Annotated in this window: 25 protein-coding genes; 12 read left to right on the top strand and 13 right to left on the bottom strand. The window is 60.4% G+C overall.

Annotation, left to right across the window (positions count from 1 at the left end):
* The first annotated feature begins 4 nt into the window (after positions 1-4).
* The 3 genes from ACVDG9_RS25085 to ACVDG9_RS25075 are packed head-to-tail and all read left to right on the top strand — an operon-like array spanning position 5 to position 2,669.
* Positions 5-1,057, top strand: a complete 1,053-nt coding sequence (locus tag ACVDG9_RS25085) for a cell division protein FtsX (protein WP_031270020.1) — start codon at positions 5-7, stop codon at positions 1,055-1,057.
* 52 nt (positions 1,058-1,109) lie between these two features.
* On the top strand, positions 1,110-1,835 hold the full coding sequence (locus ACVDG9_RS25080; RefSeq protein ID WP_075282716.1) for a YdcF family protein: 726 nt from the start codon (positions 1,110-1,112) through the stop codon (positions 1,833-1,835).
* A 57-nt stretch (positions 1,836-1,892) separates the two neighbouring features.
* Positions 1,893-2,669, top strand: coding sequence for a lysophospholipid acyltransferase family protein (locus tag ACVDG9_RS25075; protein ID WP_447239366.1), 777 nt, complete (start codon positions 1,893-1,895; stop codon positions 2,667-2,669).
* Between the two features lie 89 nt (positions 2,670-2,758).
* Here the strand turns inward: ACVDG9_RS25075 and ACVDG9_RS25070 are convergent, their stop codons facing one another.
* A complete protein-coding gene (locus ACVDG9_RS25070) occupies positions 2,759-4,219 on the bottom strand; it encodes an NCS1 family nucleobase:cation symporter-1 (protein WP_088665215.1) in 1,461 nt (486 codons plus the stop codon).
* Between the two features lie 199 nt (positions 4,220-4,418).
* Between ACVDG9_RS25070 and ACVDG9_RS25065 the strand changes: the two genes are divergently transcribed.
* Positions 4,419-5,126 carry a GntR family transcriptional regulator gene (locus ACVDG9_RS25065; RefSeq protein ID WP_286185471.1) on the top strand — a complete coding sequence of 236 codons (708 nt, stop codon included), beginning with the start codon at positions 4,419-4,421 and terminating at the stop codon, positions 5,124-5,126.
* 45 nt (positions 5,127-5,171) lie between these two features.
* On the opposite strand, the gene ACVDG9_RS25060 is transcribed toward ACVDG9_RS25065, so the two are convergent.
* Complete coding sequence (locus ACVDG9_RS25060; RefSeq protein ID WP_152505086.1) at positions 5,172-5,690, bottom strand: gamma-glutamylcyclotransferase; 519 nt, start codon at positions 5,688-5,690, stop codon at positions 5,172-5,174.
* 58 nt (positions 5,691-5,748) lie between these two features.
* Here ACVDG9_RS25060 and ACVDG9_RS25055 point away from each other — a divergent pair, with 58 nt between their 5' ends.
* Positions 5,749-6,891: a DUF2125 domain-containing protein gene (locus ACVDG9_RS25055; protein ID WP_447239279.1), complete on the top strand. Its 1,143-nt coding sequence runs from the start codon at positions 5,749-5,751 to the stop codon at positions 6,889-6,891.
* A 72-nt stretch (positions 6,892-6,963) separates the two neighbouring features.
* Here ACVDG9_RS25055 and ACVDG9_RS25050 read toward each other — a convergent pair whose 3' ends face one another.
* Entirely contained in the window at positions 6,964-7,425 is a 462-nt protein-coding gene (locus ACVDG9_RS25050) for a GNAT family N-acetyltransferase (protein WP_023002542.1), read from the bottom strand.
* A gap of 203 nt (positions 7,426-7,628) precedes the next feature.
* On the opposite strand from ACVDG9_RS25050, the gene yddG reads away from it, so the two are divergent.
* From yddG to ACVDG9_RS25035, 3 genes are all read left to right on the top strand, one after another.
* Positions 7,629-8,546, top strand: a complete 918-nt coding sequence (yddG, locus tag ACVDG9_RS25045) for an aromatic amino acid exporter YddG (protein WP_062491234.1) — start codon at positions 7,629-7,631, stop codon at positions 8,544-8,546.
* A 398-nt stretch (positions 8,547-8,944) separates the two neighbouring features.
* Positions 8,945-9,829, top strand: coding sequence for an HpcH/HpaI aldolase/citrate lyase family protein (locus ACVDG9_RS25040; protein ID WP_447239278.1), 885 nt, complete (start codon positions 8,945-8,947; stop codon positions 9,827-9,829).
* Between the two features lie 17 nt (positions 9,830-9,846).
* A complete protein-coding gene (locus ACVDG9_RS25035) occupies positions 9,847-10,053 on the top strand; it encodes a DUF1737 domain-containing protein (RefSeq protein ID WP_023002545.1) in 207 nt (68 codons plus the stop codon).
* 108 nt (positions 10,054-10,161) lie between these two features.
* On the opposite strand, the gene ACVDG9_RS25030 is transcribed toward ACVDG9_RS25035, so the two are convergent.
* The 4 genes from ACVDG9_RS25030 to ACVDG9_RS25015 form a co-directional block, all read right to left on the bottom strand.
* The gene (locus ACVDG9_RS25030; protein WP_447239277.1) at positions 10,162-11,748 is read right to left on the bottom strand and encodes an arylsulfatase; all 1,587 of its coding nucleotides are present in this window, start codon (positions 11,746-11,748) and stop codon (positions 10,162-10,164) included.
* Positions 11,749-11,908: 160 nt separating this feature from the next.
* On the bottom strand, positions 11,909-12,442 hold the full coding sequence (locus ACVDG9_RS25025) for a helix-turn-helix transcriptional regulator (RefSeq protein WP_447239276.1): 534 nt from the start codon (positions 12,440-12,442) through the stop codon (positions 11,909-11,911).
* Positions 12,439-13,092, bottom strand: coding sequence for a cytochrome b/b6 domain-containing protein (locus ACVDG9_RS25020; RefSeq protein ID WP_209170819.1), 654 nt, complete (start codon positions 13,090-13,092; stop codon positions 12,439-12,441). Before ACVDG9_RS25020 ends, ACVDG9_RS25025 begins: the two co-directional genes overlap by 4 nt.
* A gap of 2 nt (positions 13,093-13,094) precedes the next feature.
* Positions 13,095-13,355 (bottom strand): PepSY domain-containing protein, encoded by a 261-nt coding sequence (locus ACVDG9_RS25015; protein WP_031270036.1) that lies wholly within the window; start codon positions 13,353-13,355, stop codon positions 13,095-13,097.
* A gap of 279 nt (positions 13,356-13,634) precedes the next feature.
* Here ACVDG9_RS25015 and ACVDG9_RS25010 point away from each other — a divergent pair, with 279 nt between their 5' ends.
* The gene (locus ACVDG9_RS25010; RefSeq protein WP_447239274.1) at positions 13,635-14,246 is read left to right on the top strand and encodes an NAD(P)H-dependent oxidoreductase; all 612 of its coding nucleotides are present in this window, start codon (positions 13,635-13,637) and stop codon (positions 14,244-14,246) included.
* Here the strand turns inward: ACVDG9_RS25010 and ACVDG9_RS25005 are convergent, their stop codons facing one another.
* From ACVDG9_RS25005 to ACVDG9_RS24985, 5 genes are all read right to left on the bottom strand, one after another.
* Entirely contained in the window at positions 14,247-15,242 is a 996-nt protein-coding gene (locus tag ACVDG9_RS25005) for an LLM class flavin-dependent oxidoreductase (protein WP_168687314.1), read from the bottom strand. It abuts the gene before it with no gap.
* Between the two features lie 129 nt (positions 15,243-15,371).
* Positions 15,372-16,334, bottom strand: a complete 963-nt coding sequence (locus tag ACVDG9_RS25000) for an ATP-dependent carboxylate-amine ligase (RefSeq protein WP_447239273.1) — start codon at positions 16,332-16,334, stop codon at positions 15,372-15,374.
* A gap of 19 nt (positions 16,335-16,353) precedes the next feature.
* On the bottom strand, positions 16,354-17,001 hold the full coding sequence (locus ACVDG9_RS24995) for an outer membrane lipoprotein carrier protein LolA (RefSeq protein ID WP_023002553.1): 648 nt from the start codon (positions 16,999-17,001) through the stop codon (positions 16,354-16,356).
* Between the two features lie 84 nt (positions 17,002-17,085).
* A complete protein-coding gene (locus ACVDG9_RS24990) occupies positions 17,086-19,830 on the bottom strand; it encodes a DNA translocase FtsK (RefSeq protein WP_447239272.1) in 2,745 nt (914 codons plus the stop codon).
* On the bottom strand, positions 19,827-21,062 hold the full coding sequence (locus ACVDG9_RS24985) for an aminotransferase class I/II-fold pyridoxal phosphate-dependent enzyme (protein WP_447239271.1): 1,236 nt from the start codon (positions 21,060-21,062) through the stop codon (positions 19,827-19,829). The genes ACVDG9_RS24990 and ACVDG9_RS24985 overlap by 4 nt, the downstream gene beginning before the upstream one ends.
* A 311-nt stretch (positions 21,063-21,373) precedes the next feature.
* Between ACVDG9_RS24985 and ACVDG9_RS24980 the strand changes: the two genes are divergently transcribed.
* The gene (locus ACVDG9_RS24980) at positions 21,374-22,030 is read left to right on the top strand and encodes an SGNH/GDSL hydrolase family protein (RefSeq protein WP_447239270.1); all 657 of its coding nucleotides are present in this window, start codon (positions 21,374-21,376) and stop codon (positions 22,028-22,030) included.
* A gap of 67 nt (positions 22,031-22,097) precedes the next feature.
* On the opposite strand, the gene ACVDG9_RS24975 is transcribed toward ACVDG9_RS24980, so the two are convergent.
* Positions 22,098-22,361, bottom strand: a complete 264-nt coding sequence (locus tag ACVDG9_RS24975; protein ID WP_447239269.1) for a DUF1674 domain-containing protein — start codon at positions 22,359-22,361, stop codon at positions 22,098-22,100.
* Between the two features lie 156 nt (positions 22,362-22,517).
* Between ACVDG9_RS24975 and htpX the strand changes: the two genes are divergently transcribed.
* Together htpX and rsmB are read left to right on the top strand one after the other, a co-directional pair.
* The gene (gene htpX, locus ACVDG9_RS24970; RefSeq protein WP_062491241.1) at positions 22,518-23,495 is read left to right on the top strand and encodes a zinc metalloprotease HtpX; all 978 of its coding nucleotides are present in this window, start codon (positions 22,518-22,520) and stop codon (positions 23,493-23,495) included.
* 164 nt (positions 23,496-23,659) lie between these two features.
* Positions 23,660-25,036, top strand: a complete 1,377-nt coding sequence (gene rsmB, locus ACVDG9_RS24965) for a 16S rRNA (cytosine(967)-C(5))-methyltransferase RsmB (protein ID WP_447239268.1) — start codon at positions 23,660-23,662, stop codon at positions 25,034-25,036.
* Positions 25,037-25,209 lie beyond the last annotated feature (173 nt).

The following is a 25,209-nucleotide window of genomic DNA, read 5'->3' as shown; positions in this document are numbered from 1 at the left end:
CATGATGGCTCAGTCCGACGACACAGACAAAAAACAGGCAAGCGCCGCCAGTGTTCGCCCGCCCAAGCGAGCCGAACGACCGAAGCGTGGCCGAAAGCCGGCACGCAAGGCTGCCCCCAGGCCGAAGAACGAAGCACCCCAGGGGGACGATGCCAAGTTGCGGCCCTCCGCGGCGATCGTCCCGCCACAGGCAGTCGCCGGGCGGGCTCTCACGCTGGTGGTGGCCATCATGAGTTTTCTGGCCTGTCTGACGGTCGGTGCAGTGTCGGTGGTGTGGGACGCAGCCGATGCGTGGCAGAACGATCTGGTGCGTGAGATCACCATTCAGATCCGCCCGGCCGAAGGCGTCGACATGCTGCGGGAGATCGACAAGGCCGTTGCGCTTGCTCAGGAGTTTCCGGGCATCGATTCCGTACGGGCCCTGTCCGATGCCGAAACCAAGTCATTGCTGGAGCCCTGGCTGGGTGAAGGCCTTCAGCTTGACGGCCTGCCGGTGCCGCGGCTCATTCAGATCACCGTCGGGGATCCGGAACTTCTGAACCTGTCGCAGTTGCGCTCGATGGTCTCGCAGAACGTGACGGGCGCGAGCGTCGACGATCATTCCGTCTGGACATCTCGTCTGTCGGCCATGGCAGGTGCGGTGGTTCTGGGCGGCTTTGCGATCATGGTGCTTGTGCTCGGCTCGATGGTCTTGAGCGTCGTCTTTGCGACCCAGGCAGCCATGGCCGGCAACAAGGACGTCGTCTCCGTTCTGCATTTCGTTGGAGCGGAGGACGGTTTCATCGCTCGTGAATTCCAGCGCCACTTCCTGATGCTGGGCCTGAAGGGGGGTGTTTCCGGCGGTGTTGCGGCCATCCTGGCCTTTCTGACGGTTGACATGCTGACCCGGCAGAGCTCCGGCCAGGCGGGGTCGGACCAGATGTCGGCTCTCTTCGGCGGCATCTCCGTCAGCCTGCCTGGCTACCTTGGTGTATTCGGTGTGGTGTTCCTCGTCGCGATCCTGACAGCCCTGACTTCTGGCCTCGCCGTCAAGGCCCATTTGGCAAAAGTGGATTGATTTTATCGCACAATGCCGTGAAATTGGCCGAATCACTTATCATAGTCGCGCCATGACCCATGCTGACACAGTGTTAGACCCCGTTCTGGACGACGGTTCTTCCGTCGTTGGCGATCGGCGTGTGTCCGTTTCGAAGGACAAGGGCACAGCGCGCAGGAACGCCACAAGCGGCGATGCGCGCAAGAAACGTTTCGGTCTCAGGATCCTTTTCGTTGCCGTCATCACGGCTCTTGTTGCGGGAACCGTCGGGCAGTTTGCCATGTTCGCGCAGAAGGTTGCCAATGCCAGAGTGCCGGCTGCCGCAAATGCGGATGCCATTGTCGTGCTGACGGGCGGGCATGCCCGCGTCAACGAGGCAATCCGTCTCCTGGAAGAAGGCCGTGCCAACCGGTTGCTGATTTCGGGCGTTCATCCCGGCACCACGCGTGAACAGCTTGCCGCCGTTACTGCGTCCAGCATGCCGCTGGAAAAAAACAGCGTCGATCTTGACCGGGTCGCGCTCAATACAGCCGGCAATGCGGTGGAAACAGCCAACTGGGTCAAGAAGAACGGGTTCTCGTCCCTCCTGGTCGTGACCAGTGCCTACCACCTGCCGCGTGCCAAGGTGGAACTTGCCGGCGCCCTGCCGAATGTCGCCCTGATTGCCTATCCGGTCTTTTCCAAGGACTTGAAGCTGGACAGCTGGTACAGGGAACCGGCAACGATGCGGCTTCTCATGCGCGAATATGTGAAGTATATCCTCGCCCGACTTCGGATTACCGTGCAGGGTGTGCGCTGACAGCTGTCGGACCACGGCCGAGCGGTGGCTTCACCCACGACCAGTCTTTATGGTGCCATGGTTTTTCTGCGCTCTACCCTTTTCCAGATCCTGTTCTATCTCGTCACGTTCGTGCTGATGATCCTGTTCGCGCCAGTCATGCTGCTGCCGCGGCGCTGGGGCTGGTGGGTGGTGCCGACCTGGTCACGGGTGTTGCAGCTGCTGATGCGTGTCTTTGCGGGCATCAAGGTGGAAGTCCGGGGACGGGAAAACCTGCCTGACGGCGGTTTCATCGCCGCCATGAAGCACCAGTCCGCCTGGGAGACAGTGGCGCTGATCCCCCTCTTCAGAAGCCCGACCTTCATCCTGAAGCGCGAGCTGCGCTGGATACCGATTTTCGGCTGGTACACAGCCAAGTTCAAGCAGATCCCGATCAACCGGGGCAAGCGGTCAGAAGCGCTGGCGGCAATGATGCTGGCCGCCAAGGAGGCGATTGCCGAGAAGCGCCAGATCCTGATCTTTCCGGAAGGCACCCGCCGGCCGGCCGGGGCAGAGCCGAAATACAAGTTCGGTATCGCGCATCTCTACCGCGACCTGAAATGTCCGGTTGTCCCGATAGCTCACAACGCCGGCCTCTATTGGCCTCGCGCCTCGTGGAAGGTCTATCCGGGCACGGTGATTGTCGAGATTCTGCCGCCGATCGAGCCGGGCCTGGCGCCCAATGCCTTTTACGAAAGAATGGTCACGGATATCGAGACGGCCAGCGATCGGCTGATCGAGGAAGCCCGCTCGGCCCGCAAGCCCTCGCCGGTGCTCGAAGATGTCGACACGCGCCGCAAGGCACAGCCGGTCTGAAAAAAAAGACCGCCCCAATGCGTTGAGACGGTCTTTCAGTTTGAACGGGTCCAGGCGATATCATCGCCTGGACCTGTCTTCAGGCTGCCTTATTGTGCTGTCTTGCCGGCTTCGGTCGTCTGCAGGCGCATCAGGCCCAGATGCAGCACACCACCCAGAACCGCGCCGATGACCCAGCCGTAGCCGGAGAGTTCCGACAGGGCCGGAACCCAAACGGTTGCCACCGAGAACAGTGCGGCGATGGCAAAGGCAAAGATCGCCTTCATGTTCCAGCCGTTGTTGTAGTGGTAGCGGGCGTCCGGATCGGAGGAAAACAGCGCCTCGACATCGATGTTCTGCTTGCGAACCAGGTAGTAGTCCGCGACCAGAATGCCGTAGAGCGGTGCCAGGAAGGCGCCAAGCGTATCGACGAATGCGGCAATGCCGATGTTCGAGATGACCGACACCCACAGCGCGCCGATGAAGAAGGCAATGACAGCGGTGATGATGCCGCCGGTCTTGGCCGAGATCTTTTCCGGGTTGAGGTTGGCAATGTCATAGGCCGGCGGAATGAAGTTTGCCACCAGGTTGATGCCGACCGTTGCCGCAAAGAAAGTGACGGCAGCGATCAGCGTCAGCAGGACGTTGTCGACACGGTCGACGATATCAGCCGGGTTCACCAGTTTTTCTCCGAACAGCACAACGGTGCCTGCCGTCACGAACAGGGCGATGAAGGAGAAGAAGGCCATGGAAACCGGCAGGCCCCAGAAGTTGCCGCGCTTCATGGCGCGTTCATCTGACACGAAGCGGGAAAAGTCGCCGAAGTTGATCACGACGGCGGCGAAATAGGCGATCATCGTGCCGACCACCGCGACAAAGGCCGCAACAGGACCGCGCGGGTCGGTTGCTTCGCTGCCTTCGAAGATGGTGCCGAGAGCCGAGAAGATGCCGTTGCCGGCCTTCCACCAGATCACCAGGCACAGCGCGATCATGACGATGTAGACGAACGGACCTGCCCAGTTCAGGAATTTGCCGACCCAGTCGATGCCTTTCATGAACAGGGCAACCTGGAAGACGCAGACGATGAGATAGGAAATCCAGCCGACCGTTGTCATGCCGAGGAATTCCGCGCCGCCCTCAGTGCCGAGCAGCGTGTTGAACAGCAAGGCAACCGCCGTGGAGGCGAAGTAGGTCTGCACGCCATACCAGAAGATGGCGACGATGCCTCGCACGAGCGCCGGGAAACGGGCGCCGTAGACGCCCATCGAGGCGCGTGCGATCACCGGATAGGGCACGCCGTGCTTTACCGACGGGCGGCCGGTGAGATTGACCAGCACCATGACGAAGAAACCGGCCAGCACGATTGCCGCGAAAACCATCCATCCGTTGAGGCCATAGGTGATGAACAGCGATGCGGCCAGCGTGTAGCCGAACAGGCTCTGGATATCGTTGTTCCAGACGTTGAAGATTTCGAAGGCGCCCCACTTGCGCTCCGAAGCCGGGATCGGCGCCAGGTCCTCGTTGTAGAGGCCTCCGTCTCGCGGACCCGATTTGCCAGATAAATTCGCCATAGTCTCCTCCATGTGGCCGCATCCCCGGCGGCTTCGGTGTTTTTCCGGACATTCGCAGGTCTTCTTGCGTTCTCCCGGACGCAGGAAGCTCTTGGCTGTGCATTGCAAAAAGTTTGTGCTTGCATCTAACATTTTACAAAGCATGTTAGGTAACAGACTATACGGAATTTCAAGCAGGTCCTTTCGGCTTTGCTTGGAAATGCCAGTGGCGACAACCTGCGATCATCCGGACCGGATCGACGGAGCTGCAATGAAGGACGCAAACAAGGGTGAATTGCTGAACGACAAGGCTTTTCAGGCGCTTGTCGAAGCTTTGCGCAGCGGTTCGCTGCGCAATGGCCAGTTCCTGTCGATGTCCCAGCTTGTCGACCAGCTGGACTATCCGATCGCGCCCGTGCGCGAAGCCGTCAAATACGCCAGCTCGCAGGGGTTCCTGACGACAGTGCCCAAACGCGGCCTGCAGGTGATGGAAGCTAGCCCGGACAACATTCGCGAATGTCTGGACGTGCGTCTGGTGCTGGACCAGGAAGGTGCACGCCGGCGGATATCACAGGGAAATCTGGAGGGCCTCGACGCCTTGCGCCGGCGTCACGAGACCATGCGCGACGAGGTGCGGACGGGGCCTGCGGCCAGCCTGCCACCCAAGGCGATCGAGGTGGACCTGTCCCTGCACACATACCTTGGTGAAGGACTTGGAAATTCGCTGCTGTCGGCTGCCTATGCCGCAAACCGCATCCGGATCGCCGTCATCCAGCACGCGCGGCCGTTTCTTGCCGATCGGATCGCCTCGGCGATGGACGAGCATCTGGCGGTCATCGAGGCGCTGGAAACCGGGAACGAGGCCGCTGCGGTGCGAGCCTTGAAATATCATTGCGAGCAGACACTGCGCTGGTGGGGTGTTCCCTGAGCGTTAGCATCCTGCAAGACCTGTACTGCCGTCCCTGAGCCTGGCTCAGGTTTTCAGGCGCTCGGCCAGCCAGGCAAGACCCGTATCGGGAATGCCCATTTCCTGGAGGTGGGCGGCGGTGTTGATGACATAGTCCGGATTGGCGCCGGACTTGCCGACAGCGCCTCTTACGATTTCCAGCTGCTCTTCAAGCGGCAAGGAACCCGCATATTGGGCATGGCCGTGATCGACCATGTAGACCAGCGCTTCCACCTTCTCGCCGCTGTCGAGCTCGACGTGATGATGGTGCTCCTTGTAGACCATCGTCGTCTGTTCCCGGGCGCGCAGATATTCCAGCACCTGCGGCCAGATATCCCCGGAGACCTGATAGGCGATGCCCCGGCATGCGCCGCCGTTGTCGAGGCCGAACACGAGACCCGGTCTCTGCTGCGTGCCCCGATGTACCCAGGAATAGACGCAAAGCGAGCGATGTGCACCGCGCAGCAGCGCCGGTTCGGCGCGCTGGTGATCAAATCCTGGGTTCCACATCAAAGAACCGTAGCCAAAGACCCAAAAATCGCTCATATCGACCTGTCTTGTGTTACCGCAGCTGCGGAGATAGCAAGCTGCACCGGTCGTTTCAATGGCACTCCGGCAGCCGCCTGTCCTGCAGGTGGCCCTTGTCGGCAGTGTGACCGGTCCGGAAATCGCCCGAACCAGAAGAGAGTGTCTCCCAGTGTCCGATATCAAGACCAAGCCGCCGAAACCCACCAGACGCGGGTATATCCTGCTGGCAGGAGCTGTCGTTCTGGTAATTGCTGGCTGGTCGGCCGCCTGGTTTTATGGGCAGTCCGTGCTGCGGGAACAACTCGACCGGCAAATTGTCCGCATGGCGGACCAGGGCCTGGATGTGAGCTGCGCGGATCTTGCCATTGCCGGCTATCCGTTCCGCTATGAGGTCTCCTGCGCGGACATGCGTTCGGCCGACCGCTGGGGAACAGCCGCATCGCTCGGCGGGCTGAATGCCGTCGCCTTGATCTATAATCCCTGGCACGTGATCTTCGAGGCAAAGTCGCCTGCGGCCATGTCGGTGCCGGTGAACGGCCTCGAGGGTGGTCTGACGTGGCAGACGGCCCGCGCCAGCGTGAAGTTCAGCGACAATGCGCTCGGATCGTTCGATGCGGTGATCGAAAAACCGGAAGCAGCGTTCGACACCGCCCTCGCCCGGGGGCTGTTTGCAGCTGAAAAGTCTGAAGTCCATCTGCGCAAGCAACCCGAGAGCGCGGCGACGCTGGAAAGTTTCGTCACGGTTCAGGACCTCAGCCTCAAATCTCTGCCGGAACTTCAGCAGACGATTTCCCTGCGCAGCCATGCCCGTATCGAAGGCGGCACGGCCCTGCTTGCAGGGGCAGACCTCGTTTCGCTTGTGCGGGCGCAGGGCGGAGAATTACCGGTCGAACTGGTGCTTACCGAGATATTGCTCGGGGCTGGCAAGGCCACGGCAAGCGGCAATCTTGTGCTTTCGGGTGACGGCACCTTGAGCGGATCACTGGAGTTGAACCTCGGCAATCCGGACGCGCTTCTGGACAGCGTGAAGCCCTTGTTCCCGCCTGAAGACCAGACTTTTTCACTGCTGCAGAATGTGGTGAAGAGCCTGGAGCCTGCCGCCAAGGAGGTCGACGGTGTGCGGACCATCACGCTGCCGGTCTCGGTCGACCGCGGCGTGGTTCGCATCGGTTTTCTGCCGCTTGGCCAGATCCCGCCGTTGTTTCCCGCGGGATCCTGATCACTTGATGGCCTCAGTCCGCACCCTGAACAGCGGTAAGCGGACTGAAACCTGCCTGAAGGCGAAGCCCGGTCAGTCGCCGGCGATGCGGTCGATCGGGATCAGGTAGCTCTTGCGATGATCGGGTTCAGCGATCTTTTCGTAGAGCGCAACCGCCGGGGTGTTCTTGCCCGGTACGAGCCAGCGCAAATGCAGCCATCCGCGGTTCTGGCCTTCGCTGACCAGGGTTTCGATCATCTTGCGGCCGGTGCCCTTGTTGCGGTGATCGGGATGGACATAGATGTCATCCATCTGGCCGATCCTGAGACCCGTAATGAGTTCCGGCAGGTCGAAGAAAACTGCGAAGCCGACCAGCTTGTCGCCTTCGAAAGCTCCCAGAACCTCGGCCGTCTTGTCCGACAGAATGCGTTCGGCGTAATAGGCGTCGGGACGACGCGGTGCACCGCGCCGCAGCGCCTGAGCATTTTCGGCAATAAGCGGCGCAAGCTTATGAGCATCATCCAGCCGAAGGGCCCTGATTTGCGTTGTCGTCATGATTTCCCCGGAAAGCAAATCGATTAAGAGTGTGACTTTGGCCCACCATGTCCCGAAACGGGTTCGCTGATCAAGGACTTCGATCAATTAATGGCTGCGGCATTGCTGACGGTCGGCTACGCAGGCCCTGTCCGGGGTCTGCGGCCTTTCGCTTGCGGCGATTTCGTGCCATGAGCGATGCACGGAAAAGACGGGAACAGGAAATGGCGGACAAGCAAAAGTTGAGGGCGACGCTGATCGGACTTACAGCTGTGCTGATGTGGGCGACCCTCGGCCTGTTTGGTGCCGGTTCCGGAAATGTGCCTCCGTTCCTGTTGAACACGCTCTGTTTCGGCTTCTCCGGCATCATGGCGCTGATCTGGCTGATCGCGACTGGCAGAACCCGGTTGCTCAGGCAGCCGCTTGGCGTTTGGGCATTCGGCACGTTCGGCCTGTTCGGCTTTCATTTTTTCTATTTCACTGCCATCCGCAACGCGCCGCCTGTGGAAGCAAATCTGATCAACTACACTTGGCCGCTCCTGATCGTGCTGTTTTCCGCCCTGTTACCGGGGGAACGGCTGCGTCTGCATCATGTCATTGGAACGGTTCTGGGCCTGGCCGGTGCAGTGCTTCTGATCACCGGCGGGGAAGGTGTCGGTTTTTCCTCCGGCTCGATGCTCGGTTATGGGGCGGCGGTGGCCTCGTGTCTGTTCTGGTCCAGCTATTCCGTGCTGTCGCGCAGACTGGGTGCGGTGCCGACCGAAGCCGTTGCAGGGTTCTGTCTGATGACCGCAATCCTTTCGGGTATCTGCCATCTGGCGCTGGAGGAAACGATCCTGCCTGCATCGTCGCTGGAATGGGCATCGGTGCTGGCGCTTGCCGCCTTTCCGGTGGGACTTGCATTTTTCACCTGGGACGTCGGCGTCAAGCATGGCGACATCCAGGTGCTGGGCGCAGCGGCCTATTCCGCGCCGCTCCTGTCCACGCTGTTGCTGATTGCCTTTGGCTTCGGGGCGCTGACACCTGCCGTTGGCATCGCCTGTGTGGCGATTACGCTGGGGGCGGTGATTGCCGCAAAGGACATGATCTTCAAACGCCGACAGAAAGCGTCGGTGAGCATGCAGGCAGACGAACTCCCGTGATCGGCGGCGGCGATTGCGTTTGGCGGTACCCTGGTGCACGAACGCGGTCGTTCCCCCTTCGGCGAATTCCCCTGGCCGCCGCGATCCACTAGGGTGTGGACTCAAAAATGAAGATGAAATGGTTTGAGGCGGATTGGTCTTCCTGAAGGCGCGGAGGCGCAGGAAATGTGGTTCATTTTCAAGCTTTCGCAACGCTGAGGAGGACCATTCCGGTCAAATCCGAAGGACATGAAAATGGCTTCACCGCGTGTCGTCAGCGTGCTTGACCGGGCAGAAAGCCCGCTCCGCGCACCCTTCCTAACGCGGTTTCGCCATTTCTCATGCCATTTCGTCTTCATTTTTGAGTCCACACCCTAGGTTAACCGGAAATCCGTTTTCCCGACTTGCAGGATCGACCCATGACAACACAGCCAAGACCCCGCCGTTCCGCTCTCTACATGCCCGGCTCCAACGCCCGGGCGTTGGAAAAGGCGGCAACGCTGGATGTGGACTGCCTGCTGCTGGACCTTGAAGACGCGGTCGCTCCCGATGCCAAGGACATGGCGCGCACCCAGATCGCCGAGGCCGTTTCGGCCCGTCCCTATGGCAATCGCGAGGTGGTGATCCGCATCAACGGGCTGGAGACGCCCTGGGGCGAAGACGATCTGGCGGCAGCGGTGAAGGCCAATCCGGATGCCATTCTGGTGCCCAAGGTCAACGGCCCGGCCGACCTGCAGATGGTTGCGCACAAGCTATCGCTTCTGGGGGCGTCCGCGGACCTGAAACTCTGGGCCATGATGGAAACGCCGCTCGCCATGCTGAATGCCGCCGCCATCGGCGCCTGCGGTCTGGATCCGGCTGTGCGGCTGTCCTGTTTTGTGATGGGCACCAATGATCTGGCCAAGGAAACAAGGGCACGCCTCACACCCGGCCGGGCTGCCATGATGCCCTGGCTGATGACCTGCGTTGCGGCAGCGCGTGCCGGCGGCATCGACATTCTGGACGGTGTCTACAATGCGTTTCAGGACGAGGAAGGTTTCGCCGCCGAATGCGCCCAGGGTGTCGACATGGGCATGGACGGCAAGACGCTGATCCACCCGAAACAGATCGCCCCCTGCCACGCAGCTTTCAGTCCGTCGGAAGAGGAAGTTGCCTGGGCACGCAAGATCAATTCTCTGTTCGATGAGCCTGAAAATGCGGGCAAGGGCGCAATCCAGGTGGACGGCAAGATGGTTGAAAGGCTACATGCGGACATGGGCAAGCGGGTGATCGCCATCGCCGACGCCATCGCTGCCCGGACCTGACACACAAGAGAGCTCTCATGAAACTCTACCGCTTCATCACCGGCATCGACGACAGCGAATTCTGCCACCGGGTTACCCAGGCTCTCAACAAGGGCTGGCAGCTGTCCGGTTCTCCTTCGCTTACCTACGACGCAACGCGTGGCGCGACCATTTGCGGCCAGGCAGTGACAAAGGAAGTCGAAGGCGTCGAATACTCCCGGGACATCAAGCTCGGCGACTACTGATCGCAGTCGGTTCCATTATTCAGGTTGCTCTGAGCGAGCGCTGAAAATTCAATGGCCCCGGAAAGTTCCGGGGCCGTTTCGCTTTGTCGGGTCATGAAGTTCGGGGCGCTACTGCATCCCCTTCGACAGGAAGTCCTCGACGATGTTCGACATGTTGAACGACGCCCCGCCCTGGACCGGGGGATAGTCTGCAAGGCTCTGTAGATGCTGACCCATGAGCACGCCCATCGGCTGGATAAGCCACGATACCTTCTGCATCAGATGCCCGTAGCCATCGGTTGAATCGTAGCTCTCGAATGGATCCGCACGGATGTTGAACACCAGTGGGACGGTCCGCGGAACCAGGTTGGCGTAATAGTCTTCCTTGGTCGAGAAGTGGAATTTCCAGGGTCCCATCCTGATCGCCGTCAGCACGCTTTCGTAATAGTGAAAGATGTGAGTGCGATTGGAATTGGCCTGTTCGCCCTTCCAGTAAGCCAAGTTATTGACCCCGTCGATGAACTGCTGCTTCTCGGCCATCACTTCGGCGTTCACGTCTTCAATGCCGGCAGCTGCGGCAAGGGTAGTGAACATGTCCTGGTGCGCCTGAATTCCGTTCATGACCTGGCCGGGTTCCAGCACATTCGGCCAGCGCACCATGGAAATGACACGCACACCGCCCTCATAGGTGGTCATCTTTTCGCCCCGGAACGGGGTGGTAGCGCCATGAGGCCAGGAGGCATGCTCCGGGCCGTTGTCGGTCGAATACCAGACAATGGTGTTTTCCGTCAGGCCCTGTTGGTCGAGCCAGTCCAGCACCAGGCCGATATCATGATCGTGCTGCAGCATGCCCGAGCCGTGGTAGTCGGCTTCGGTCGTATAGGCTTCTGCGGCGTAGCGCCACTCGTCGTTCAGCCGCGTATAGAGATGCATGCGGCTGGTGTTCAGCCAGACAAAGAACGGTTCGCCTGCTTCCTGGGCGTTTTTCATGAAGTCCTTGGCCAGAGGGATGACTTCTCCCTCGTCGAAGTTCTTCATCCGCTCCTGGGTGAGCGGACCGGTGTCCTCGACCGTCTGCTTGCCTATAACACCAAACCTGGGCTGTTCGGTATCGTCGAAGGTTTCCGATGCAAAGCTGTGTATGACGCCCCGTGTTCCGAACTGCTTCTCGTATTCCTCAAGGCTGCCGGAAAAGGCTTCGCCGAACCGCTGGTAGTCGCGCTGTTCGGCTTCTTCCTGCGTGTTGAGATGATAGAGATTTCCGAAGAATTCGTCGAAGCCATGGACGGTGGGCAGGTGCTCGTTCCGGTCACCCAGATGGTTCTTGCCGAAATGTCCCGTGCGGTAGCCGATCTGATTCAGCTCTTCCGCAAGCGTTGGCGATTCTGCTTTCAGACCGAGCGACGACCCGGGTTGACCCACGGTGGTCATGCCGGACCTGATCGGGTACTGACCGGTCAGGAAGGCCGCACGGCCTGCGGTGCAGCTCGGCTGGGCGTAGTGATCGGTGAAGCGGAGGCCTTCATTCGCCAGGCGGTCGATGTTGGGTGTGGTGTAACCCATGGTGCCCATGCCGTAGGCGGAAACATTCTGCCAACCGACATCGTCGCCCCAGATGACCAATATGTTTGGTGGTTTTGACTCTTGCGCCATGGACGTTGTGCACGTCATGAGAAGTGCGATGGGCAAGCCTGCAAGCAGATGTCGAAAAGACATGATCCCCGTCTCCCTTGAACACGCTCGGTGAGTTCCTCTGGCAGAGTAGGCGCAACACGGCCATGAGCCAAGCTGTGATAGTACTTACGCTTAATGCACGGAGTGGTCGTATTCGGGATTTGTCCGGGATCTGTTCAGGTTCTGGTGTCGCCAAACAGATTCAGGCCTCAGCGGATACCGTGGCCCTCTCCGCAATGCCGTCCTGAAGCAGGTCCTCAACGAACCAGGCCGCGAACTGGTGACGGCCTGAAACACCGGCCTTTGCGTAGATTCTGGTCAATTGAGCGCGCACGGTTCCCTGTGCCGCGCCCCGCAGCTGAGCGATTTCGGAAAGATCCAGGCCTTTAAGGGCCAGGAGGCCGACATCGCTTTCGGCAGGCGTCAGGCCCCATTCGGCAAACTGGGCGTCAATGATCCGGGCAAGGTCGCCACGGGCGGCTCCAAGGGCGCGCTCCTGATTGCGCAGTCGTTCCAGGGTGAGCCGCAACTGCCAGCCGGCCAGAAAAATGCCGACGATCAAGACGAAGGCGACAAAGAATTCGAAAATGGAATGCGGGCTGCTGACGTCGGTTACAAGATCGGTAAAGGCATCGCCGACAAAAAAGATCGCGGCAACGGACTGCAACAGCATGAACGCGGCAAGGGCGGTTGTCTCCCGCCGCCCCTGTCGCAGGTTGATCCCTGTAAATGTCATTTGTCCTTGATCCGGCCAACCAGCATGGGTCGGACCAGATTACGCCTCGTCGCGCGACTTTCAACTGCGACACCTGCGACATGGATCAGGGCCAGCACCAGCATCAGGTTGGCTGCGATTTCATGAACTTCCTTTGCAGCTTCCCCCAGCACCTTGCTGTCTTCGCCCTTTTCATCATCGTCGTCCTTGACGAGCACCGACCAGTCTCCGGCGGCAACCGCCGCCTTTTCCTCGGCAATCGTGATGGGGCTCTTGGCGCCGGTCATGTAAAGGCCGGTTCCGGTTACCACCACAAGGCAGGCCCAGAGCGCATAGACCATGATCGCTCCGGCGGGATTATGGGAGCGGTAGTGGCGCGGGCTACCGCGAACGAGATCGATCAGGTGAGACACCGCAGCGCGCGGATCAGGTGGAAAGGCGGAGAACCTGGCTTCCGCCGGTCCGAGAAATCCCCAGACAAAACGGAGCGCAAGCAGGGCGAGAACCCCCCAGCCAATCCAGATGTGAATGGTGCCACCCGGCTTGTTGAGGAGACCGTTGGCTATCACCGCGACTGCGATCAGCCAGTGACTGATACGCACCAGCGGATCCCACAATTCGGGGGGGCTTTGCGCCCCCTCGTTCGATTGCGGGGTGTTTGAGGCACCCATGATCAGTCTTCGTTCTTGACGTTGGTGACCTTGCCGGATTTCGGGTCGATGTAGACTTCCCAAAGCTTGTTTTGCGCATCGGTGCATTTCGCTTCGATCTTGCCGTCCTCGGCTTCGAATTCCTTGACGGTGCAACCGGCCTTGGCCAGTGCCGCGGTGGCCTCCTCGGGATTGGTGCCGACCATGTCTCCAACGACGGGCATGGCCTGCGCGGCGACCGGAGCAAGGCAGAGGCAAAGTACGGCGAGAGATTTCTTCAGCATGATTGTGTCCTTCATCAGGTTTCTGCGACCGTTGCGGTCTTCGTTCTGATTGGCCGCAAACTCGGCTTCGGTCGATTGACGGACTGCTGACGCCGGGCATCGTAAGCAGATGCTTACGCGCGGATTTCGATCCTTCGACAGCCGTCCAGAAGGTCAAACCAGGCAAATGGTCTTGCAAGGGTTGAAACGGCTGAAATGAATTGCGAAGTCATGGGAACAGGAATTGCTCCGGCACATTTTCGAGCCGGTAATTTCAATTTGCATCAAGGAAACAGGCCGTTGCGCATCTTTTCCCTACTGGCGCACCCCAGGGACAACAGCTTCTGCCATGCACTGTCGAAACAGGCGCGTGATGCTCTGGAGGCCGAGGGGCACCAGATAGATCACCACGATCTTTACGCCGAAGAGTTCGATCCCTGTCTGACAGCAGAGGAAGCCTACTCGATCGGCGATACCCTGGAAGAAGTGCTGTCCCGTTCAGAGGATGCCGTTGTTGCGCGGCACAGGGAAGGTATTTCGAACGCCGATGGTCTGCTGGTCGTCCATCCGAACTGGTGGGGCAAACCACCGGCGATCCTTGCAGGCTGGATGGACCGCGTGCTGGTGCCGGGCGTTGCCTATCGGCTGCAGACTGCCGACGGTCTGCCGGAAGGGCTGCTGTCGATCCGCAAGGCCGTCGTCTTCAACACGTCCGACACCGAAGCGGAGCGAGAGCGGCTTGATCTTGGAGACCCGCTGGAGCTGATCTGGGGCCGGTGCGTGCTGCCGTATTGTGGCGCTCTGGATTATGAGCGCCACGTCTTCAGACCCGTTGTGGGCAGCTCCTATCCCCAGCGGCAAGACTGGCTGGAAGAAACCGCCCAGATTTGTCGAAGCGCCTTTGATGGTTGACTAAGCTGTCACGAGATCCTTCAGGACGTCGGCCGCGAGCTGGAAGGATTTCACGCGGGCGCCGTGATCATGGATCATGCCGGTGATCATCAGTTCGTCGGGCTGATAGCGGTTGATGATTGCCGACAATTGGTCGTGGATCGTCGCCGGAGATCCCGTTGCCGAGCAGGACAGGGCGTGTTCGACCTGCGCCAGAACGGCGGGCGGAATTTCGGCGGGGACATTTTCCACCGGCAGGGGCAGTTTGCCGGGGTTGCCCATGCGCAACCGGGCGAAAGCGAGCAACTGGGAAGAGCGCAGGTAATCTGCCTCTTCGTCGGTGTCGGCAGCAAATACGCCAGCTGCCACCATCACATGCGGTCTGGCGAGCTGCGGTGAGGGCTGGAAGGTTGCCCGGTAGATCTCCAGCGCTTCTTCCAGCATGTCCGGTGCGAAATGGGAGGCAAAGGCATAGGGCAGCCCGAAGGCCGCCGCGAGTTGCGCCCCGTAAAGGCTCGAGCCAAGGATCCAGATCGGTACCTGCGTGCCTTCGCCCGGGATCGCGCGCACCCTGCTGGTTTCAGAAGCGGGTCTGAAATAGCCCATCAGCTCCTGGACATCCTGCGGAAAACTGTCTTCACCGGCCATGTGGCGACGCAGGGCCCTGGCCGTCGCCATGTCCGTGCCCGGGGCGCGGCCCAGGCCCAGGTCGATCCGGCCCGGGTACAGCGTTGCCAGCGTGCCGAATTGCTCGGCGATGATCAGCGGCGAGTGGTTGGGCAGCATGATACCGCCCGCGCCGACGCGCATGGTGGAGGTTGCTGCCGCCACCTGGCCGATGACAAGGGATGTAGCGGCGCTGGCGATGCCCGGCATGTTGTGATGCTCGGCCAGCCAGTAGCGATGGTAGCCTGCTTGTTCCGCGGACCGCGCCAGATCGACCGTGTTTGCCAGAGCCGCGGCCGCTGTCTTGCCTTCCGGCACAGGGGACAGATCGAGAAGGGAAAAATGCTGCATGGATATCTCCGTTGGAGCTCCATGTAGGATCTGAAAACCCACCCGCCAAGGTCAAGTTTTGTCGGCAGCCTGCTTTGGCGCAGCCTTCCCAGGCGATTAGACGCGCAGGGCTCCCGGGGTCAGCGGGATCTATTCGGCGAATGTCGCTTCGAACACACGCTCGTAGATATGCTTCACCACTGCGGTCTCTTCAGACCCCTGCCGGGCGAGGTTGCCGAGACCTGGCGCGGCGTTGACTTCCAGAACAACAGGTTCTGCGTTGGCCGCAGTTGGCAAGATCAGGTCAACGGCGGCATAGCGCAGAGACAGGGCCTGTGCGGCCTCGCGGGCAAGGGTTGCAAGGTCCGGGGCGAGCGAGCCGGTGACAATTCTGGCCGTGCCGCCCGCGGACAGATTGACCACGGGCAGAAGCGTGACCGTCTGGCCTGGCGCGGGAACCGTTTCCAGCATCAGCCCTTGTTGCTGCAGTTCGAGGACGAGGCGGGGGTCGGCAGCGTCGAAGCGCGGATCGGCGCCGATGATCTCGGCAATGCTGCGATGACCGTTACCCGTGATCTGAGGCGGATGGCGTTCGATGGCGCACAGCACATCGTCGTCCAGAACGATAATTCTCAGTTCCTGTCCGCGGATTTCCGGTTGCACCAGCAGCTGGTCGTTGCTCTTGGCGAGGGTTTGCAGGGCCGTTTGAAGGGTGTGACTGGTGTCGACCCGCACTACGTCCCGCCCTTCCCGACCACAGTTCGGTTTGACGTAAAGCGGGAACCCCTGGTTCTCGGCAAAATCCAGAAGGTCTTGCGGCGCAGTTCGGCTCGTGCGGATGTCGTGTGCGAAAACCAGAAGTCCGTCCGGCACTGTCAGGCCTGCGGCCTTCAGAAAGGCCGCAGCATAGGCCTTGTCGGTTGCGATTTCCGCTGCGCCGAGCGTGTTGAGGTCGAACCTTGTGCCCTTGAAGAACCAGCGCTTGCCGGACGGGCTTTCGACCATGCCGGCATGGCCATGGCCGTCGCCCGCCGTCAGGCGGTAGCCTTTGCGGGCGCAATAGGCCTCAAGCAGGTCAAAGACGAGTGCGCGCCGGCCGGCCGTTTCCGTCATGCTGGGGCCAGCCGGGCTGTCAGTTGTTTTTCTGGCGGGCGTTGGCCAGATAATCGATCTTGAAAAGGTCCGGATTGGTCGGGCCGTTGGACACAACATTATAGACCGCAACGGAGGTGTCGTAGCCCTGCTGGTCGGTAACGGTCCACTGCTTCAATGCGTAGTCCTTGGCATCGAAGATCAGCGTCAGCGTACCGGAATTGAACTTGGTCTTGTCCAGGATCGTGACGGTAATCAGGTCTTCTTCCACCAGAACGTTGGTGACGTTGGTGTCCTTCTGCAGGTCGATGTCGTCGGACAGCAGGAAGCGCAGCGGCGTCTGGCCAAGAGGCCAGATGTCCTGGGTGTTCAGCTTGCGGTCGCGCACGGACACCGACTTGCCGTCGGCCACAATGTCGAGCACGGAAGGCTTGTTGTAGTAGAAGCGCACCTTTCCCGGGCGGGCCATGTAGAACTTGCCGTCGGACTGGTTTCCGTCAGGACCGAACTGGATGAAGTCGCCATGCATGGTCTTCACCGAGTTGAAATAGGAGTTGAGATCCCTGAGGGCATTTTGTTCCTGCTCGGTCAGCGCCGCGGCGGGCAGCAGTGCCGACAGGGACAGAGCCGCAGCAATACCGGCTGCCAGCATAGGTTTGATCAGGCGGGAAGCGAAGCGTTTCAGCATGATGCAATGTCCTAAATCGTTCTCTGTGTGACACGTTTCCCCCTAGCTAGGGAGCGTGTGTGGCAAAGCTTTGGCAGTTTACCATCAAAAATCTTCTTCCACGCCGTTCTGCACGAGAATTTCGCGTTTTCCGGCATGGTTGGCGGCGCTGATCAGGCCTTCGTTTTCCATCCGCTCAATCAGCGAAGCAGCACGGTTGTAGCCGATCGAAAGGCGCCGCTGCACATAGGAGGTCGACGCCTTCTTGTCGCGCAGCACGATGGCAACCGCCTTGTCGTACAGATCGTTGCCCTCCTCGCCGCCTGCAAGTCCGCCGCCACCGTCGTAGGGGCTTTCGGCCTCGTCATCTTCCTCGGTCACGGCTTCCAGATATTGCGGCGTGCCCTGAACCTTCAGGTGCTTGACGATATCCTCGACTTCGTCGTCGGAGACGAACGGCCCGTGCACACGCTGGATGCGCCCGCCGCCGGCCATGTAGAGCATGTCGCCCATGCCCAGAAGCTGTTCGGCGCCCATTTCACCCAGGATGGTGCGGCTGTCGATCTTCGACGTCACCTGGAAGGAGATACGGGTCGGGAAGTTGGCCTTGATGGTGCCGGTAATGACATCCACCGACGGCCGCTGCGTGGCCATGATCAGGTGAATACCGGCGGCGCGGGCCATCTGAGCCAGGCGCTGGATAGCACCTTCGATGTCCTTGCCTGCCACCATCATCAGGTCGGCCATCTCGTCGACGATGACGACGATATACGGCATCGCCTCGAGCGGCAGCTGCTCTTCTTCGTAGATCGGCTGGCCGGTGTCGCGGTCGAAGCCGGTTTGAACGGTGCGGGTGAATGTTTCGTTCTTTTCCAGCGCCTGCTTGATGCGGGTGTTGTAGCCGTCGATGTTGCGGACGCCCATCTTGGACATCTTCTTGTAGCGGTCTTCCATCTCGCGGACGGTCCACTTCAAGGCGACGACGGCTTTCTTCGGATCGGTCACAACCGGTGTCAGCAGATGCGGAATGCCGTCGTAGATCGACAGTTCCAGCATCTTGGGGTCGATCATGATCATCTTGCACTGCTCGGGCGTCAGCCGGTAGAGCAGCGACAGGATCATGGTGTTGATCGAGACCGACTTGCCCGAGCCGGTGGTACCGGCCACAAGCAGGTGAGGCATGCGGGCAAGATCCGCGACAACGCTTTCGCCGTTGATGGTCTTGCCCAGGGCCAGTGCCAGCTTGGCCTTGGACTTTTCGAAGTCCTGGGCGGCCAGCAGTTCACGCAGGTAAACCGTCTCACGGCGGGCATTCGGCAGTTCGATACCGATGGCGTTCTTGCCCGGGATCACCGCCACACGGGCGGAAATCGCGCTCATGGAGCGGGCGATGTCGTCCGCAAGGCCGATGACACGCGAGGACTTGATGCCAGGTGCCGGTTCCAGTTCGTACAGGGTCACGACCGGACCGGGGCGAACCTCGATGATTTCGCCGCGAACACCGAAATCCTCAAGCACGCCTTCCAGGATGCGGGCATTCTGCTCCAGCGCATCGGCGGACAGACCCGGCACCTTGCCGGCCACCTTCGGCTCGGCCAGCAGCCGCAGCGGAGGCAATTCGTACTCTTCCGGGGCTCCGAGGAAGGATGGCTGGGCTTCCTCGATCGCACGTTTGCTCTGCTTCGGACGCGGTGCCTGCGGAATGACGCGGCCGTTCGCTGCCGGTTGCGCAGGCGCCTGCTGAGCCTCCGGCGCGGCAATGCCGACCGGGACCGCGGGACGACCGTTGACGGGGCCCTTGTCGATCATCAGATCGTCCGGCTCGAAGGTATCGCCTTCCTCGTCGTAGTATTCTTCTGCGTAGGGTTCGTCACCCTCGTCCGCATGACGGCCACGCTGATAGAAGTCGTCCAGGCCGTCGTCATCCTGCGGCATCAACCGGCCGGCAAGGGCCTTGCGGAATGCCTTCAGACGGCTGCCCTGGCGGGTGTCTTCCGGCTCGTAGTCGGTGTCGTCCTCATCCTCGTCCCAGTATTCTTCTTCATCCTGGGCCTGGCTGCGCTTCAGGCCGGTCAACCGGCGCACCTGTGCGGCAGCCTGAAGACCGAAATGCTCCATCTGGCCGACGAAGGCACTCATGAAGATACCGATGCGGGACTCGCCATCGTCGTCGTCAAAGTCGAGTTCATGCTCGGCGGCCTTGCCGTGACCGACAGGGCCGGCCACAGGCTCGATCCGTTCGGACGGAGCGCCGATGCTGCCCAGCCAACCGGCAGCTGCCAGCAGGCACAGGATAGCCGGTACGCCAAGACCAAGCACGCCGACGATCGTGGCGGCGCCGCTTGTCATGTTGTCGGTAACGAGCGCAGGCAAATGGTGAACGGTGTCGCCGAAAAAGCCGCCGAGACCGGTCGGCAGCGGCCAGCTTTCGGGAACCGGCAGCGACGCCAGGGCACCTGCGGCAAGGCTTGTGCCGATCAGCCAGTAGACCAGGCGCTTGCGGCCGATGCCAAGCGCGTGGCCGGTCAGAAGCCGCCAGCCCCACAGAACCAGAGGAATCAGGAACACGGCCGTCGCCAGGCCGATTGTCTGCATCAGAATGTCTGCAAGAACAGCGCCCGGTGTTCCCAGGGCGTTGCGCACCTGGCCACCGGTGGCATGATTGAAGCTCGGGTCGCTGACGGACCAGGTTGCAAGGCTTGCCGCCAGCATTGCCGCCAGAGCGATGATACCGAGGCCCGCGGCCCCGACAAGATTGCGCCGGATGAACCGCTTCAGTGGGCTCTCGGTGTCCAGAAGGTCAACCGAAGATCTGCGGCCGTTGCCGCGAACTGCGCTGGCCCGCCTCATGCCTTGTCCCCCAACCATTTTGCCAGACGCTCCAGAGCGATCTCTGTCTGCTCAAGAGGAGCCGTCAGGCTGATGCGAATATAGTTCCGCCCCGGATTGCTGCCGTCCGACTGGTCCGAGGCAAGGTAGCTGCCCGGCAGTACCTTGAGCCCGATTTCGGTCCAGAGTGCCTTCGTGACCGCAACGGCGTCGCCCCAGCGGCTGATATCCAGCCACAGGAAGAACCCGGCGTCAGGCGTGACCGGCCCAAGGATCGGGCCGAGGTGTTTTTCGGCAACTTCGAATTTTTCGTTGTAGAGCCTGCGGTTTTCAATGACGTGGGATTCGTCCTGATAGGCCCGGACGGCAACTGCCTGTGCCGGCAGCGGCACCTGCGGTGCGGCAAGGCCTCTGAACTTTGCCCATTTTTTCAGGAACTCGGGATCGCCTGCCGCAAAGCCGCAGCGCAGACCCGCCAGGTTGGAGCGTTTGGACAGAGAATTGAGGACGATGATGTTGGCAAAGCCGCCGCCCTGCTCTTCATTCAGATCCCTGGCCGCTTCCAGAATGCCGATTGGCGGCGTCTCGCGATAGATTTCCGAATAGCATTCGTCTGCAAAGATATAGAAGCGATGCTTGCGGGCGAGACCGATCAGGCGCTGCCAATAGGCGGTATCGGCCATAAACCCTTCCGGATTTGTAGGCGAGGCGACATAAAAGGCGACGGTCCTTTCCAGCAGCTCCGCATCGAGGCTGTCGAGATCCGGCAGAAAATTGTTTCCCGCAATCGCGTCGAGCAGCACGGCCTCCGCATCGGCGACATGCGCTGCGGCAGCATAGGTCTGGTAGAACGGGTTGGGCAGAATCACCACAGGGTGGTCGAGGCCCTTGTTCAGCTGATCACGGGCGGCGATGGCGCCGAAGGAAAGTCCTTCGCGGGATCCATTCAGTGGCAGCACACCATGGTCGGCGTCGATCAACCCACCCAGATTGTATCGGCGATCCAGCCAGGATGCGACGGCCGAACGGAATTCAGGTGAGCCGTCGATCGGTGGATAACGGCGGAAACCGGCCATATTTTCAGCCAGAACTTCCGCGGTAAAATCAGGAATGGCGTGTTGCGGTTCGCCAATCGTCATGACAATCGGGTCGAGCCCCGGTGTCTCGCCGCTCAGGAGCTCGGCAAGGCGTTGAAACGGATTGGAGCTCGGCAGGGACACACCGCGCTGGTAGGCTTTTTTGCTGGCAAGCATGAATGATCCGGCACTCGTTACGCATAACTTTGCTCAGACCCTATAGCCGGTGTGGTAAATCCCTTATTAACCAAGCGGGGCAGGGCACAGGAAATGCTGCAAATGGTTGCGGATTTTCCCGCACTGCCTGCCCGGGCGTCTGACCTGTCCAAAGGGACAATTTCACCCCTCCGTCCTTGGTTGGCGGGAATTGCCCGGAAGTCCTTGATCGTCAACGAAGACTCTGTAGAAATTGAAGGCATCGGCGCGGTCGGCAAAAATGAAATATGCCTGACCTTTTTCAGAGCGCGCCTACTTGGACAGGTTCTACGATGTCGAAAACAACAAAAAATCCGATAAGCGTCGTTTGCTTCGGCGATTCTCTCACCTGGGGATTCAATCCGGTCGACAAATCCAGGTATGGCCACGACATCCGCTGGACCCGGCTTCTGCAGAAAGAACTGGGTGACGGGTTTTATGTGGCCGAAGAAGGCGTCAACGGCCGAACAACCGTGTTCGAAGATCCGGTCAAGGGCGACAAGAACGGTCTTGCGCATCTGGCGACGGTTCGCAAGACGCATATGCCGATCGACATTCTGATCATCATGCTCGGCACCAACGACCTTCAGGCCCGGTTCTGCATGAACGCGGAAACGATCGCGATTGCCATGGGGCGCCTCCTGGATTTTGCCCGCAGGCCAACCGACGATGTCGAAGGCCGGGCGCCAAAGGTGCTGCTGATGTCACCGCCGCCGCTGGCACCGCTGGCAGGCACACCCTTCGTGGCACAGTTCAGCGAACAGAGCGTCACGGAATCCCATCGCCTGGCCGCCTGCTACCGGGAGAAGGCGGCTGAATATGGTGCAGCTTTCTTCGATACAGGAACGGTGATTTCCGCCAGCCCGGTTGATGCCGTCCATTTCGATGCGGAGCCGCAGGCCGATCTCGCCAAGGCAGTGGCAGCGGAAGTGTGCAAGCTGGCAAACTGAGTTGGCAGACTGGATTGCCTGCCGCGGTTAGAGCTGTCTCCGACAGGCAGACCGGCTGAAAATTCCCTCAGAAATCCGAGGTCAGTCCCTTGATCTCCCAATCGTCGTAGCGGGTGGGTTCCAGGCCGCCGCGTCCGTTGACTTCTTCGGCCATGTTCTGCTGTCTTGCGTCGATTTCCTTGCGCCGTTCTTCGGGTTCCTTCAGGGCGCGCTGGGCTGCCGGTGGCAGGTCCTCGAATTTCCGCTTCGGAGCTTCCTCGACATTGGTCTTCAGGGAGGGAGCCTCGTTCTGGCTGTAGCGGCTCGTCGGGTTGTCCGGTGTTTCTGTCATGGCTCTTCGGGTCGTTCAATTTGCAGTCTTGTCTGGCGTATATAGGGTAATCTTGCCAAGAATGGCAGCACTCCCCATCTGTTGGACGGATACAAAGGCCATTATGCGCCTTCTTGCAGGCAGTCGAAAACAGGACAGAAACGGAAACAAGCGGCGATGAACTACATTCGCACGGCAATGCTTCTGGCGGGGATGACCGCCTTGTTCATGGGGATCGGTTTCATGATCGGCGGTCAGTCGGGCATGCTGATCGCGCTGCTTATTGCGGCCGCCATGAACCTGTTCAGTTACTGGAACGCGGACAAGATGGTCCTGCGCATGCATCATGCCAGGGAAGTGGGTGAGCGCGAAGCGCCGGAGTTCTACCGGATGATACGGCAGCTGGCGCAGAATGCCGAGTTGCCGATGCCCAAGGTCTACATCATCGACAATCCGCAGCCGAATGCCTTTGCGACCGGCCGCAACCCGCAAAACGCTGCCGTCGCGGCAACGACGGGCCTGCTCGACATGCTGACGCCCGAGGAGATTGCCGGTGTGATGGCCCATGAGCTGGCCCATGTGAAGAACCACGACACGCTGATCATGACGATCACGGCGACAATCGCCGGTGCGATTTCCATGCTGGCCAACTTTGCCTTCTTCTTCGGCGGCAACCGCAACAATCCGCTGGGCATCGTCGGGGTTATCCTGATGATGGTCGTGGCACCGCTGGCGGCAATGGTCGTGCAGATGGCGATCTCCCGGACGCGCGAATATGCGGCCGACCGGATGGGCGCCCAGATCTGCGGCGAACCCATGTGGCTGGCTTCAGCACTTGCGAAGATCTCGCGCGGGGTGGAGCACATCCATAACCCGGACGCGGAAGCGAACCCGGCAACCGCACATATGTTCATCATGAACCCGTTGTCAGGCGAGCGGATGGACAATCTGTTCTCCACCCACCCGAACACCCAGAACCGGATCGACGAACTGCGCAAGCTGTCGGATGCAGGTCTGGGCACCGGTGGCAGGGGCGGCAGAAGCGGTCCCATGTCATTTACCCGCCAGGCTCCACAGCAGGCCGGCCCGTGGAGCGGCGCCGGTCCGACGGGGCCTTCCTCCGCGCCGCGCCGTCCAAAAGGGCCGTGGGGATAGGCCACAGTCCCCCGGAACGTCAGCTTCTTTGACAAAAACAACTTTGCCGGATGACCACCCGGCTTTAGTATGACCAGATGCGCCGCGACCGGCAGACCGGTCTGCGGCGCTTGATTTTGATACCGGCCGTAACAGCAGGGCCGGGCGCGTAAATGGATTGAGCCTTGACCAAACGGCCGAACAACAAACAGAAACCTTCAGGCAAACCGGCACCCGAACAGGCCGAAAAGCCGGGGTTTGCCGCACGCAAGGTGGCTGCCGATATTCTTGGCAATGTCGTTCACAAGAAACGGCCTCTCGATGGCGAATTGGATATCACGTCAGGCCACTCCGGATTTCGGGCGCTGGCCGGCAACGATCGTTCGCTGGTTCGCGCAATCATTGGCGCAGCCTTGCGCCACCGGGGTGAAATCGCTGAAATCCTGGATCGGTTGCTTGATCGGCCGATCCCGGAAAAGACAGGCCGGATCCTGGATATCCTGCATGTGGCCATTGCCCAGATGCTGTTTCTCGACATTCCGGACCGTGCTGCCGTCTCTCTTGCTGTTGATCATGCCGGTCTCGACCGCCGGGCTCGTCCTTACAAGGGCCTGGTCAACGGTGTGTTGCGCCGGCTCGGGCGCGAGCGGGACGAAGTGACCGGTGATCTCGATCCGGCGGTGCTGAACACACCGGACTGGCTGATGGAAAGCTGGCAGGCAGCCTATGGAGTGGAGACAGCGCGCGAGATCGCGCGGGCTCACGAAAGCGAAGCGGCGCTTGATCTGTCGGTGAAAGCGGATCCGGAAGAATGGGCCCGGAAACTGGACGGCCAGATTGTGGGTGCGGGCAGCATCCGACTCGTGCGCAAGGGCGCTGTCGATGCACTTGAAGGCTACGGCGACGGCCAGTGGTGGGTGCAGGATGCCGCCGCGGCGCTTCCCGCCCGGCTTCTTGGTGACGTGAAGGATCTGCGTGTTGCCGATCTTTGCGCTGCACCGGGCGGCAAGACCGCACAGTTGGCGGCCGCGGGTGCCAGCGTAACCGCGGTCGATATTTCAAAGGCGCGCCTGAAACGTCTTGAAGAAAACATGACGCGGCTCGGCCTGAGTGTTGAAACGGTTGCGGCGGATTTGCGGGCCTTTGAGCCGGAGGATCTCTTTGATGCAATCCTGCTCGATGCGCCCTGCAGCGCGACAGGCACGATCCGCCGGCACCCCGATGTGCCCTGGATCAAGAAGCCTTACGACATTGAAAAGCTGACGGAAATCCAGAGCGAATTGCTGGACAGGGTGATGGGCTGGGTCAAGCCGGGTGGGCTGGTCGTCTATTGTACCTGTTCGCTGGAAGCGGCGGAAGGCGAAGCCCAGGTGGCCGGTTTTCTGGAGCGGCAGGCCGGAAAAATCGAACTGGTTCCGGTCGAGGCCTCAGAGGTGGGCGGTCTTGCCGAATGTGTCACAAATGAAGGTTATCTTCGTTGTCTGCCCTGCCATAGCGCCGCCTTGGATCCGGTAAGCAAGGGCATGGACGGCTTTTTTGCCGCAAGGTTCCGCCGGTTTTAACGTGGAATAAACTGTTCACTTGCAATGATTCTTTAAATGAAATGCTAACCTTAATGGTTCGTTTCCTGAATTAGACACCGGAGATTCCCCATAAACGCGCAGAAACCATCAGTTTTGGAGATGGTTTGGTGAATACTGCAAGCCTGAGTGAAAGAAGTCGCATCTGGCGGCTT

It is taken from the genome of Roseibium sp. RP-7 (assembly GCF_053005225.1).
Note: the sequence above shows the minus strand (reverse complement) of the source record. Positions and strands in the feature narration are given on the sequence as shown.

Excerpts from the sequence above, each read along its gene's own strand:
- ACVDG9_RS25085 (WP_031270020.1), top strand. The coding sequence starts at position 5 with ATGGCTCAGTCCGACGACACAGACAAAAAACAGGCAAGCGCCGCCAGT.
- ACVDG9_RS25060 (WP_152505086.1), bottom strand. The coding sequence starts at position 5,690 with ATGAGCGATTTTTGGGTCTTTGGCTACGGTTCTTTGATGTGGAACCCA.
- ACVDG9_RS25065 (WP_286185471.1), top strand. The coding sequence starts at position 4,419 with ATGCCAGTGGCGACAACCTGCGATCATCCGGACCGGATCGACGGAGCT.
- ACVDG9_RS25005 (WP_168687314.1), bottom strand. The coding sequence starts at position 15,242 with ATGCAGCATTTTTCCCTTCTCGATCTGTCCCCTGTGCCGGAAGGCAAG.
- ACVDG9_RS25000 (WP_447239273.1), bottom strand. The coding sequence starts at position 16,334 with ATGACGGAAACGGCCGGCCGGCGCGCACTCGTCTTTGACCTGCTTGAG.
- ACVDG9_RS25050 (WP_023002542.1), bottom strand. The coding sequence starts at position 7,425 with ATGACGACAACGCAAATCAGGGCCCTTCGGCTGGATGATGCTCATAAG.
- htpX (WP_062491241.1), top strand. The coding sequence starts at position 22,518 with ATGAACTACATTCGCACGGCAATGCTTCTGGCGGGGATGACCGCCTTG.
- ACVDG9_RS24985 (WP_447239271.1), bottom strand. The coding sequence starts at position 21,062 with ATGCTTGCCAGCAAAAAAGCCTACCAGCGCGGTGTGTCCCTGCCGAGC.
- ACVDG9_RS24990 (WP_447239272.1), bottom strand. The coding sequence starts at position 19,830 with ATGAGGCGGGCCAGCGCAGTTCGCGGCAACGGCCGCAGATCTTCGGTT.
- ACVDG9_RS25040 (WP_447239278.1), top strand. The coding sequence starts at position 8,945 with ATGACAACACAGCCAAGACCCCGCCGTTCCGCTCTCTACATGCCCGGC.
- ACVDG9_RS25055 (WP_447239279.1), top strand. The coding sequence starts at position 5,749 with ATGGCACTCCGGCAGCCGCCTGTCCTGCAGGTGGCCCTTGTCGGCAGT.
- ACVDG9_RS25075 (WP_447239366.1), top strand. The coding sequence starts at position 1,893 with ATGGTTTTTCTGCGCTCTACCCTTTTCCAGATCCTGTTCTATCTCGTC.
- ACVDG9_RS25070 (WP_088665215.1), bottom strand. The coding sequence starts at position 4,219 with ATGGCGAATTTATCTGGCAAATCGGGTCCGCGAGACGGAGGCCTCTAC.
- ACVDG9_RS25035 (WP_023002545.1), top strand. The coding sequence starts at position 9,847 with ATGAAACTCTACCGCTTCATCACCGGCATCGACGACAGCGAATTCTGC.
- ACVDG9_RS25080 (WP_075282716.1), top strand. The coding sequence starts at position 1,110 with ATGACCCATGCTGACACAGTGTTAGACCCCGTTCTGGACGACGGTTCT.
- ACVDG9_RS25025 (WP_447239276.1), bottom strand. The coding sequence starts at position 12,442 with ATGACATTTACAGGGATCAACCTGCGACAGGGGCGGCGGGAGACAACC.
- ACVDG9_RS24995 (WP_023002553.1), bottom strand. The coding sequence starts at position 17,001 with ATGCTGAAACGCTTCGCTTCCCGCCTGATCAAACCTATGCTGGCAGCC.
- yddG (WP_062491234.1), top strand. The coding sequence starts at position 7,629 with ATGGCGGACAAGCAAAAGTTGAGGGCGACGCTGATCGGACTTACAGCT.
- ACVDG9_RS25015 (WP_031270036.1), bottom strand. The coding sequence starts at position 13,355 with ATGCTGAAGAAATCTCTCGCCGTACTTTGCCTCTGCCTTGCTCCGGTC.
- ACVDG9_RS24980 (WP_447239270.1), top strand. The coding sequence starts at position 21,374 with ATGTCGAAAACAACAAAAAATCCGATAAGCGTCGTTTGCTTCGGCGAT.
- ACVDG9_RS24975 (WP_447239269.1), bottom strand. The coding sequence starts at position 22,361 with ATGACAGAAACACCGGACAACCCGACGAGCCGCTACAGCCAGAACGAG.
- ACVDG9_RS25020 (WP_209170819.1), bottom strand. The coding sequence starts at position 13,092 with ATGGGTGCCTCAAACACCCCGCAATCGAACGAGGGGGCGCAAAGCCCC.
- ACVDG9_RS25030 (WP_447239277.1), bottom strand. The coding sequence starts at position 11,748 with ATGTCTTTTCGACATCTGCTTGCAGGCTTGCCCATCGCACTTCTCATG.